This window comes from Microcystis sp. CS-574, assembly GCF_028329095.1.
GTDB classification, from domain to species: Bacteria; Cyanobacteriota; Cyanobacteriia; order Cyanobacteriales; family Microcystaceae; genus Microcystis; species Microcystis ichthyoblabe_A.
On record NZ_JAQMSY010000079.1, the window covers coordinates 1 to 10489 of the forward strand.

The 10489-nt window shown below is 41.0% G+C and carries 11 protein-coding genes and 1 pseudogene; 4 read left to right on the forward strand and 8 right to left on the reverse strand.

Annotated elements, in window-relative coordinates; translation table 11 throughout:
- Nucleotides 1-369: 369 nt before the first annotated feature.
- The 3 genes and pseudogenes from PN470_RS05570 to PN470_RS05580 all read right to left on the reverse strand — a co-directional run.
- Nucleotides 370-645 (reverse strand): annotated as a pseudogene (locus PN470_RS05570) (protein phosphatase 2C domain-containing protein); the annotation flags it as partial.
- Between the two features lie 104 nt (nt 646-749).
- Nucleotides 750-1091 (reverse strand): thioredoxin family protein, encoded by a 342-nt coding sequence (locus PN470_RS05575; RefSeq protein ID WP_016514592.1) that lies wholly within the window; start codon nt 1089-1091, stop codon nt 750-752.
- Nucleotides 1092-1179: 88 nt separating this feature from the next.
- Nucleotides 1180-1881 carry an NnrU family protein gene (locus PN470_RS05580; protein ID WP_081330782.1) on the reverse strand — a complete coding sequence of 234 codons (702 nt, stop codon included), beginning with the start codon at nt 1879-1881 and terminating at the stop codon, nt 1180-1182.
- A gap of 186 nt (nt 1882-2067) precedes the next feature.
- Between PN470_RS05580 and PN470_RS05585 the strand changes: the two genes are divergently transcribed.
- Nucleotides 2068-2367: a (2Fe-2S) ferredoxin domain-containing protein gene (locus PN470_RS05585; RefSeq protein WP_272103973.1), complete on the forward strand. Its 300-nt coding sequence runs from the start codon at nt 2068-2070 to the stop codon at nt 2365-2367.
- A gap of 190 nt (nt 2368-2557) precedes the next feature.
- Here PN470_RS05585 and infC read toward each other — a convergent pair whose 3' ends face one another.
- The gene (gene infC / locus PN470_RS05590) at nt 2558-3088 is read right to left on the reverse strand and encodes a translation initiation factor IF-3 (protein ID WP_002797889.1); all 531 of its coding nucleotides are present in this window, start codon (nt 3086-3088) and stop codon (nt 2558-2560) included.
- 830 nt (nt 3089-3918) lie between these two features.
- Between infC and PN470_RS05595 the strand changes: the two genes are divergently transcribed.
- The 3 genes from PN470_RS05595 to PN470_RS05605 all read left to right on the forward strand — a co-directional run bounded on the left by PN470_RS05595 (nt 3919) and on the right by PN470_RS05605 (nt 5455).
- The gene (locus tag PN470_RS05595; RefSeq protein ID WP_272103963.1) at nt 3919-4413 is read left to right on the forward strand and encodes a hypothetical protein; all 495 of its coding nucleotides are present in this window, start codon (nt 3919-3921) and stop codon (nt 4411-4413) included.
- Nucleotides 4414-4495: 82 nt separating this feature from the next.
- Nucleotides 4496-4798, forward strand: a complete 303-nt coding sequence (locus PN470_RS05600) for a HigA family addiction module antitoxin (protein ID WP_334310425.1) — start codon at nt 4496-4498, stop codon at nt 4796-4798.
- Between the two features lie 87 nt (nt 4799-4885).
- On the forward strand, nt 4886-5455 hold the full coding sequence (locus tag PN470_RS05605; RefSeq protein ID WP_272103967.1) for a hypothetical protein: 570 nt from the start codon (nt 4886-4888) through the stop codon (nt 5453-5455).
- Nucleotides 5456-5525: 70 nt separating this feature from the next.
- On the opposite strand, the gene PN470_RS05610 is transcribed toward PN470_RS05605, so the two are convergent.
- The 4 genes from PN470_RS05610 to PN470_RS05625 all read right to left on the reverse strand — a co-directional run bounded on the left by PN470_RS05610 (nt 5526) and on the right by PN470_RS05625 (nt 10341).
- On the reverse strand, nt 5526-6728 hold the full coding sequence (locus tag PN470_RS05610) for a trypsin-like peptidase domain-containing protein (RefSeq protein WP_272103970.1): 1203 nt from the start codon (nt 6726-6728) through the stop codon (nt 5526-5528).
- A 53-nt stretch (nt 6729-6781) separates the two neighbouring features.
- Complete coding sequence (locus PN470_RS05615) at nt 6782-7351, reverse strand: COP23 domain-containing protein (RefSeq protein WP_002792967.1); 570 nt, start codon at nt 7349-7351, stop codon at nt 6782-6784.
- A 144-nt stretch (nt 7352-7495) separates the two neighbouring features.
- Nucleotides 7496-8791: an adenylosuccinate lyase gene (gene purB / locus PN470_RS05620; protein ID WP_272103976.1), complete on the reverse strand. Its 1296-nt coding sequence runs from the start codon at nt 8789-8791 to the stop codon at nt 7496-7498.
- Between the two features lie 215 nt (nt 8792-9006).
- Entirely contained in the window at nt 9007-10341 is a 1335-nt protein-coding gene (locus PN470_RS05625) for an FAD-binding oxidoreductase (protein WP_103112092.1), read from the reverse strand.
- Nucleotides 10342-10489 lie beyond the last annotated feature (148 nt).

A 10489-nucleotide genomic window follows, 5' to 3' on the forward strand; every position in this document is an offset into this window, starting at 1 on the left:
ACCGATATTTTCTAGGTGTCGATAGCCTTGAATACAGGTTCCTTGTAGGTTCAAAAATTTGTCAAGTATCATAAGTAAAATACTCTGGTTTCTGGCTATTATATCAAATTTTAACTCGATTGTCTATCTTTTGGTATTAACCTATTTGTGCCGTAAGTGTCTCCCTGTATAGATTTCAGCTACTTTTAGGCGTAGGTACTCTCATCGAATTTTATTTTAAGTTAATTATTTGCATAACAATTCCCGAAGAGCCGATTGTTTTTTGAGTTACCCCTTGACAATCAAGACAGTCGCTACAGATTACTTTTGATAGATTTTTTGCTCACGATTGTTTTACCTAGGAACGCTATGATCCAGAAACCCGGTTTCTCAGTTTCTTAAACAAAAAGCTAGGAGTAAGGTTTTATCATCGGTTGTTAACTTATTTAAATCCTCCCGCTTTAAAAATTCTTTGAGGTCTTCTTGCAATGGCGTTTCTGTCTGTTGTAAATATTCCTCTAATGGCTGAAAAAAAGGCGGAAAAGGCTGCCAATTTTTATAATCGATAGATACCTTTTCCACTCCATCTGTCGCCACACAAATAAAGGCAACTGGCTCGGTTAAAACTTTTATTTGCATATCCTCCACAGCATTACTAGAAGCAACTGTGTCCTCTGTGTCTGGAGTGGTTCGTTCCACTCACCCACTAGCAGTACCGTATCTTAGAATACATTTTAACCACAGAACCCATCAGAAAAGATATCTTTCCCTTAAGCTGAACGCGGGATTTGATTTTTGACTATTAGTCGCAGGGTTTGTTGCAATTCCTCGCGACTGTGAATTTCCTCCAGACGGTGAACCGGAACACCTCGATCGAAGAGAATTAAAGTAGGCAGACTACGCAGACGAAAACTATTAGCTAATTTAAAATTATTATCGGCATTGACACCGACTAATTGAATCGCATCTTGACACTCATTTTGCCAAGAAAAGAGGGTGGGTTGGATTAAACGACATAAACCACACCAAGGCGCCCAAAAATACACGAGAACCGGACGAGAAGACTCTAAAACTAGCTTAGGGAAGCTCTTTTCGTTGACAGATAGTATCATGTCTAAACGTATTTTATGAAAACTTTATTTTGATATAGAAGCCATTCTACACCAATCGGGATCAACAGGAAAGGAGTTGGGAGCAAAATCACCAATAAATTTTACTTGTTGCTTGCATTAGCCAAGGATGCGCCCACCAGAGGAGTAAAATAAACCCTGTTACTCCTAGATAGGCAGGACGAAGGAATTCTTGCCATTTTAGGCTTTGCCGACCATCGATAATTGCTAAAAAGGGGACCACTGAGGTGCGTTCTTTGATCTTTAAAAATGCCTCTCCGTAACGGTCTTCTAACCGGCGATCGCCATGCCAGACGGCAAAAAGATGATGAGCAATTAAACCTAGGGAAGTTAATAGGGTAAAGCTTGTCCCTAACCAGAGGGTATGGGCAATACACCAGATCACCTGTCCTACCATCTGGGGATGACGGGTAACGCGCAGGATGCCGGTTTCGTAGAGATGAACCTGGGGTTTTTGGATAGCGGCGATCTCCAGCAGGTTAAAGGTGGCAGGATAGAGAAAGAAAAAAGAAATGGCCGAAAGTATCCAAACTAGGGTTTTTACTCCGGTTACTCCCTGTACTTGCCAGAGAAGCAAACCATCATAACGATGATTGAAGAAATAAACTACTAAAATTACTGCTAGAGGGATACTCACAAGGGCAAATAATACCCGATACAGTCGCGCACCGATGATGGCTTCTCCCCGCATTCGTAAACTGGCTAATCCGCTATGGGCAACAGCAAAACCCAATAATAAACCTAACATGATCCAATGACTAGCGAATGCCACTTTTACCCTCTTGATTGACTAAATTTTTCTCCCTATTCTATTTTAAAGATTGATGGTTAATTTTCAGCCCCTTTTTTTTGTGTTGCCAGTATCGGGGATTCGGGGCAAAATAAAACTATGCTTCCCCAAAGCGACTCCCAAGAATATAACCGGGGAACTATCCAATTTTGCAACTTTTTAGGTAATATGTCTTATCCCCAAAAGCGATTTGTGATGGTCTGTCAGCATTCTTCCTGTTTGGTACACGGTGCATCGGAGCTTCTTTTAGCTTGGCAAACGGCAGCTCTCCCAGAAGATGTCATCGTTATGACCAGTAGCTGTCAAGGACAGTGTAGCACTAGCCCCACGGTGAGAATTATTCCCGAAGAAACTTGGTACTGTCGTGTTAAACCAGAGGATGTCAGTCAGATTGTCGAGGAACATTTAAAAAACGGTCAACCAGTCGAGCGTTTGCTCCATCCACGCATTCACGCTCAATGGCAGTAAACTCGGTAATCAATTTTTAGGCTATGCTTCACAATAGTCTTTTGCTCCTAGGTTAATCCTTTTCAGTGCCTATGATTGCAATCTGGAGACTTAATTCTCGGATAATACATTTGTTTTAGATTATTGGTTTCCTTTCGGGATTTCCGAAGAACAAAAAAGGGGACTTAGCCCCTTTTTCCGGATTAGTTAGTTATTTTTTCGGCGATAACATCATCATCATGTTACGACCTTCTTTTTTTGGTGCTTGCTGTACCTCAGCCACATCCTGTAAGTCTTTGGCCATGCGAGCCAGTAATTCTTCCGCTAGGTTAGAGTGTTGAATTTCCCGACCTCGGAAGGTAATCGTCGCTTTTACCTTATCTCCCGCTTTTAAAAAACGTTGCGCCTGGTTGACTCGCACGTTGTAGTCATGCTCATCGATTTTATAGCGCATTTTAACTTCTTTTATATCGGCTGTATGCTGTTTTTTCTTGGCTTCGCGGGCTTTTTTCTCCTGTTCAAACTTGTACTTGCCATAGTCCATAATCCGGCAAACGGGAGGACTTGCCGTTTCACTGACGAGGACGAGATCAAGTTCCTTTTCTTCGGCCACGCGCAAAGCTTCGGCAGGAGTAATAATGCCTAGCTGAGAGCCGTCGCTATCGATAACGCGGATTTCAGGAAAGCGGATTCTTTCGTTAATTTGGGGGAGATCGCGAGTAGTGCGTCTTTTATCTATCACAGGCGTTCTGGGTTATCTCTATTCTAGTTAGTTAATCGGGTGGAGTTTACAAAATGGTTTACTTGCTATTCTACCTACTCGATCGAGTTTCTTGGCCAATTGTTAAGTTTTCTTGCAATGTTAATTTTTAGCCGCCGGTCGTCAGCGCCCAGCCGTCAGCCAGATAAGCTGTTGTCTATGGGTTTTGTCAGACTAAGACCCTATACTCTCAGGAATCGATCGGTAAGGTGCGTTCTCCCTCGTTGCAGCAGGGAACGCACCCGACAAAATCTCTCAGGAATTGATCGGTAGTTATAATATTGTTACGGCGGATTCATGTTTGTTCTGGTAAATTCCCTAGACCGAAAAGCTTACCCAATAAGGAGTTGGCTGTACCAGAGGAATAAAGTAACTGCTGTATGCCGTCAACAACCATCGTCAACCAATGATCCCTAAACTACCCCTTTCTAGGAAAAACAATCAGAAAAAAAGTCATCAATCCGAACAGCCCTCTGTAAATTCTAAGTACCTAAGCAAAATTAATTACACATTTCGATAAAGCTTTTGCCTCTTGCCTATTGCCTCTTGCCTGTCTTCACTAGGAAATTTATTTTGCATGACTACTTACCACACCAGAGACAAAATCAAAACAATCGATCATTGGTCAACTATTACCTTTCTGGACAAACAATCAGAAAAAAAGTCATCAATCCGAACAACCCTCTGTAAATTCTACCGAATCAGAGAAAAAGACAAAACAATCGATCCTTGCATTGTTGTTGACTTTATTATTGGGTTCGGTTATTCCATCCATTATCACTAATCCCGATAAAGTTCAACTTTGGCTAACTATGTTATTCCAAAAACCTGTTTCCTTCTCTTGCGAGGGGATCACTGTTCAAATCCCGCAGAATTGGCAACAACTTGGATGTCAATCTGTTGCAATTCCTAATGTTCCTGACGCTACCATCATTCCCAAGTCTTTTGTTAGTAATGAAAGCAATTCTCCTAAAATACGCTTGATTGTCGAAGAGCTTTATGACAACGATATTACCTTGCAAAAATTTTACCAGAAAGAAAAAGAACAAGCAAAATTATTTATAGATAACAAGAAAAATACTTATTTTAGAGGTAATGAAAAATTTCAATTCAAGGGTAATTCAGCTAACTACGAATTAGTTTATGATGCAGACAATATTAAACGAAGAGATATTGGTTTTTTATACAGTAAAAAACAATATACGATTCGTTATGAAGCCAGTACCCAAGACTTTGATAAGTATGAAAAGGAAGCGAGAGAGATAATCAACTCTTTAGAGTTAGATTCGGTTAAAGAAGCGAAATAGTCTATGATTAAAAGTTTTCGCTGTCAAGACACAGAAACCCTGTCATGTTAAAATTGTTGATTATCATTAAAGGAGGTTGATGATGAATAATTGGAAAAGCTCCATTAACCCCGGTGAAATTCTCGCGGATGAATTAGAAGAAATTGATCTTACTATCTCTCAGCTTGTCCAAAAAATTTATGTTTCGCAAGAAACTCTATATCACATCCTACAAGGAGACGCGAATCTCACGGGAGATATTGCTTTAAAATTAGGAGGTTTCTTTAATACTGGTGCAGAATTGTGGATGAATTTACAAAAGGCTTATGAATTGGATGTAGCCAGAGAAAATCTAGGCAATAGGCTAGAAGAAATCATTCCCTATCAATCTATTTCTTTTCTATAAATTGATTAAATTCTCATCAAAATAATAGGATTTACTGGGCAATGCTTCAAATATAATGATCTGTGCTACGATCTCGGCTATAATAGCATGATTCGGTTTTCTTTATTGTGTGAGGAGTCACCTGATATGGTTTACAGAACATCGGCTTTTGGTTTACTCGCTTTGGCTTTATTGGTTTCGGGGGTTAGCGTGTCGGCATCTCAGAGAATGACAGGGGTAAGAGAAAGCCAAGTCAACGACGGAATCAATAGCCGTAGGGACACACAACTACTGGCACAACGAGGCAATGTTAATGAGAATAAATGGTTTGCGGGAGTTTTACAAAGTTGTACCCGTGTAGCTAAAAGTGTCAAATGTTCGGTGGTAGTTAGAAGCACAGAAGATTTAACAGCTTATGTTTATTGCGGAGATGACAATATTACCCGATTATTTGATATATATGGTAATGTTTATCCCTGCGGACAAATACAAATTGGAAATCAAAAATCTGAAGGTGATAGAAGTGGGTTGAGCTCAAGATTTCCTCAAGGAACACCCGTTAAAGTAATTCTAACATTTAATAATGTTTCCAATCAAGTCAACGAGTTTGATACGCTTGAACTTCATTTTTATTCTAAGGAATTTCTAAGATTCAAGAATATTAAATTGCCCAGTTAAACACTCGTAATCGTGAGGATTCAGCTTATGTTTAAGGGTCAAAATTGTTCAATTATTGAGGTAAAATATTTCAATAATAATTCACGCATTCCTGTATTTTACTATTTAAAATAGTTCCCCTACTGCCCCAAGTTATATTCGGATCTTTATATAAGATATCATCAAGAGGTGCGGGTAAACCGAAAGGACTTTTTCCTAATTCCCTGCCATAAACAAACCAAATCGGATAAAAACCATCATGAGGATTTTTTCGATTGTATAGGCTCTCGACGGAAAGGGTTGATATGTTTTGAATATTGTCAAACCATCCTAATCTCTTAGCGAATCTTGTATATTGATCAATGTTCGACACGATATCTTGTTGATGATATTCGCTATAAATTCTACTTTGCACCTCAAAACCGTACCTTTTTTTGGAGGCTTCACTCCACTTTCTATTTAGATACCTCAATGTTTCACATTCTAAATTCTTCACCTCAAAACTATCTAAATCACCTGACTTATCTGAATCGCCTTTACTTAGTAAAATCTCCCAAGTTTTATCATTCGCTTGTCCCCATTTTTTAGCTGCTAGTAATTGCTCCAAAGTTTGATTGGGAGAGGGAAGAGGGGAAGATAATCTTTGAGAATTCCGAATCGCTTGCCACTGAGGATATAAATTAATTGGAATCGCTAAAGATGATGATTTATTCCCAGAAGCGTCTTTATCTGCTTCGACTAATATTCCGACTAATTCACCATTTTTATTAACAACCGCGCCGCCACTCATTCCGACTTCCGTTGTTACATCCATCTTCAGCGTTGCCCCCTTTTTCCCTTTTAGTAGCGCATCAGGAGGTAATTTATCATTAAATTTACCCAGGTTAAGGGTAGGAGTAGATAGTCTTTTTGTAATCTTAGAGGAAGGAAGCGGATAGCCAGAAACGGTTAAATCATCGGTGGGTTGTAATTGCTGGCTATCTCCTATATTCGCCGTTCGATATTTAGCAGAACTTTGTATGGTAATCTCCGCTAGATCGTAATCGTCAATTTGCTTAATATTTTTCTCATTAATGATGTGGCTACCGATTATTTGCTGATTAGAAGGATTAAAAATTAAAACTTTATAGTTTCTCTTTTCTTGCACCACATGATATGCTGTTAGAATCGTGTAGAATTGTCCTTGCTGGCGAACCATTACCCCAGAACCCCCATCCTCTTTATAGCTTCCTTCTACATCAATTCTGACGGTGATCTCCTTTAATTGTGATTGATCCAACTGGGCGATCGCCACAGGAAAAGGTATCAATATCGAGACAATACCCAACCAAGCGAACCATCTTTTTATCATTGTCTTTCAGTCCTCGATCGCTCCACTTCTTCGATAAACTTCTTGACATGAATATAAACTTCTCGGTGAGTCTCCCCATAATAAAAACGAAACTCTCCCGTTAATTTTAAATCCGTCCGATAGCGAAGGGCTAACATCTTATCTAAAACTCTTTCCGCGTTTTCCCCTCGCTTTAATTTAACGATAAGTTCTCTTTCGGTATCGCAAGCTTTATCTTTGGGTTCCTTGACAAAACAAATGATCGGATAATTATCACTAGATTTTCCCGTCCGTAAAAAAGAACGACTCCAGGTTTTATCGTCATATCTTGCTTGAATAATCTCAGAAACTTCCTTGCACCGCTCTAGAGGCTTTTCCCCCGCAACTTCCTCCACCCAATAAATAAATGGTACTAAATTCGCCGTTCCGTTCTGGATCATTGTCGTGGGAACTTTTTGCTTTGTGGAGGGATAGCTTTCTATTTGACAGGTAACTTTGGGTGATTCCGTTCGCCCTTGTTGTGGGGTGAAACCATTAGAAAGCATAACAACAAATGCCAAGGGGAAATAGCGCCAGAAAACATTCATCGCGGTTGTCGCAAGCGAGAAGTATATGCCGCAATTATATCATAATCGGTAAGGTGCGTTCCCCCTCGTCGCAGCAGGGAACGCACCCGACAAAATCTGGGGATTGCTCGATCACCCCCGCTTCCCTATTCCCTAATTCGCCTCTTAAATATCTAACCTTTGGTAAATGCTATTAAGATGATTTAGGTGCTGCTGAGGATCAAAGCAACTTTCGATCTCGTCGGGGGATAAAATGCCAGTAACTCGCTCATCTTGGCTGATAAAAGCTTTAAAATTGCCGTTATCGGTGTTCCAAGCGCGATGGGCGTTTTCTTGGACGATTTTATAGGCAGATTCCCGGCTAATTCCCTTACTCACTAAAGTTAAAAGAACTCTTTGACTGAAAATCACACCACCGTAAACATTCATATTTCGCTTCATGTTTTCGGGATACACCAGCAGATTTTTGACTAAATCGGTGATTTCCTTGAGCATAAAGTGGGTCAAAATGCAAACATCTGGCAGCATCACCCGTTCTACGGAACTATGGGAAATATCTCTTTCGTGCCAGAGGGCGATATTTTCTAAGGCGGAAACGGTATGACTACGGATAATTCTCGCCATTCCCGTTAAGCGTTCTGAGCGGATGGGATTACGTTTATGGGGCATAGCGGAGGAGCCTTTTTGTCCTTTGGCAAAGTATTCTTCCACTTCTAGGACATCGGTTCTTTGCAGGTTGCGAATCTCCACGGCAAAACGTTCGATCGAAGCCGCTAATAAGGCTAATTGTTGCACATAATCGGCGTGTCGATCGCGGGAGATCACTTGAGTGGAAGCGGTATCCGGTTCTAATCCTAACTTCTGACAGGTTAACGCCTCAATTTTCGGGTCAATATTGGCATAGGTTCCCACTGCACCGGATATTTTACCGATGGCGATGTCTTGGCGCAAGCGAATTAAACGATCGCGTCCTCGCAGCACTTCCGCTAACCATCCCGCTAGTTTAAAGCCAAAGGTGATCGGTTCGGCGTGAATGCCGTGGGAACGTCCCACCATGACTGTATAACGGTGTTCTTGGGCGCGATAGCGCAGGGCTTGAATAAAATCTTCTAATTGTTCTAGAATCAGGTTTAAACTGGCGACTAATTGTAAGGACAGAGCGGTATCTAATACATCAGAACTGGTTAAACCCAAATGAATATAACGCCCCGGCTCGCCCACATATTCGTTAACATTTGTTAAAAAGGCGATGACATCGTGGCGCACTTCTGCTTCTATTTCTAAAATGCGATCGGGATCAAAATTAGCTTTTGCCTTAATTTCTTCTACTGCATCCCCCGGAATATAGCCTAATTCTGCCTGCGCTTCACAGACGGCTATCTCTACCTCTAGCCATGTTTGATATTTATATCTATCCGTCCACAAATTCCCCATTGCAGGGAGAGTATAACGCTCGATCACTATTAATTCTTCCAAGACAACCGTTTAATTGTATCGGATCGGGGCAAGTCTGGGAATAGGCAGGGGGCAGCGGGGAGTTTTGTTTTCCCCACTCCCTTTTCACCGGTTAGTGTTTTAGGTTCGATCCCCCCTTAATCCCCCCTTGATAAGGGGGGCATCTAATAGTTTTTAACGCCTACCTACTTATCTTGTTTAATTTAGCTTGAATCGAATCCCTACCCCCTTGCTTCAACCCATGCTCGCATTTTACCCGGATTGTTCAATCCGTAGGGATCGACGAGTTGTTTAAATTCTAGTTGCAGGGGATTAATCTGTCGGCTGCCGCCATCTTCCATGATATAAGTGTGAGGATTGGCAATGGCTGCCCCCTGTTGTTCATAGATAGCAATAATCTCATTTAATCGAGTTTCTGTGGTAAATTCTAGCAAGGGAAGACCGGCGGGAATAACTTTACCTTGAAATCTCAAAAATTCTAGGTGCATCATTATTTCCTCCCCAAAATAATTATAGAGTTTCTCTACCGTGGCTAGATTAAAATAAAAAGCTTGTAGATAAGTTATCTTGGGGTTACAACTACGCGCATGGAGAGTGGTATGATTCCAAGTAAATTCTAAGATACTGTTGCCTTTTTGGGTTTCTTCTGGCGTTTTATAGTAGGTAAGTTCACCATTATATTCTTTAATTAAAGATTCTAAGGCGACTCGATCGCTGTCCGATACTATTAACAAAACTGCCGCTTTTCCTGTGGGTAAATAATCCTTAAGAGCGATAAAATAAGCGGGAATTGGCCAGGAGTGCACACTAACCATTTTCTTGACAATGCCATCACTATCACTGAGAGCTTGACCGAATTTAGCGGCGGTGATAAAATCGGCAAAAGTAACGATAAATTCTGCCCAAGGATAACAGGGAGCGAGGGCTATTTCTAACTCGGTAATAATACCATTGGTTCCGTAGGCATGATTGACTTTTTCTACCTCATCCCCCCGTAGTTCGATAATTTTTGGTTCCGCTTCTAGGGTGACTAATTGCACTGCTTGCAGATTGCCCCTATCCTTCAATTGTCCATAATTAATCGAACCCATGCCCACACTGCCACCCCCGATAAAACCGCCAATTGTCGCCGTCCGATAGGTAGAGGGAGCCATTCTTAATTCCCAACCGATTGCGCGAGCTTGTTTATCAAAAAATGCCATTTTTACCCCCGCTTCTACCCGTGCTGTACCCGGTTCGATCGAGATAATTTTTGTTAGTTTGGTTGTGTCTAAAATTACTCCTCCCTGCAAGGGAACACATTGACCATAATTACCTGTACCCGCACCTCTAACTGTTAAAGGAATTTGGTATTTAACGCAGGTTTTAGCGATGTCAATAACTTCTTGGCTATTGTGGGGACGAATGACTAAATCAGCCCGTTTATCTTGCAGTTGTGCCTCTAAAATGGGACTAAAATGATAATAATCTAAGGAAAGTTTCGCCACTTGTCCCGGATCGGTGATAATTTCCAGACGGGAAAGTTCTTGAATGAGATTTTGATAGTTAGATTTCATGGTTAGGTAGAGATTGCTGAAAAGGTATATTGGTGGGGTTAGGAGCCAGGATTCAGGAGTCAGGATTCAGGAGTCAGGATTCAGGATTCAGGAGATTATTTTTATTTATTCCCCCCACACCCTACACCCCACACCCTACACCCTACAC

Bases quoted from the DNA above. Each gene is read 5' to 3' on its own strand.
- PN470_RS05575 (WP_016514592.1), bottom strand. From the start codon at position 1,091: ATGATACTATCTGTCAACGAAAAGAGCTTCCCTAAGCTAGTTTTAGAG.
- PN470_RS05585 (WP_272103973.1), top strand. From the start codon at position 2,068: ATGTCTTATCCCCAAAAGCGATTTGTGATGGTCTGTCAGCATTCTTCC.
- PN470_RS05595 (WP_272103963.1), top strand. From the start codon at position 3,919: ATGTTATTCCAAAAACCTGTTTCCTTCTCTTGCGAGGGGATCACTGTT.
- PN470_RS05600 (WP_334310425.1), top strand. From the start codon at position 4,496: ATGAATAATTGGAAAAGCTCCATTAACCCCGGTGAAATTCTCGCGGAT.
- PN470_RS05605 (WP_272103967.1), top strand. From the start codon at position 4,886: ATGATTCGGTTTTCTTTATTGTGTGAGGAGTCACCTGATATGGTTTAC.
- PN470_RS05615 (WP_002792967.1), bottom strand. From the start codon at position 7,351: ATGAATGTTTTCTGGCGCTATTTCCCCTTGGCATTTGTTGTTATGCTT.
- PN470_RS05625 (WP_103112092.1), bottom strand. From the start codon at position 10,341: ATGAAATCTAACTATCAAAATCTCATTCAAGAACTTTCCCGTCTGGAA.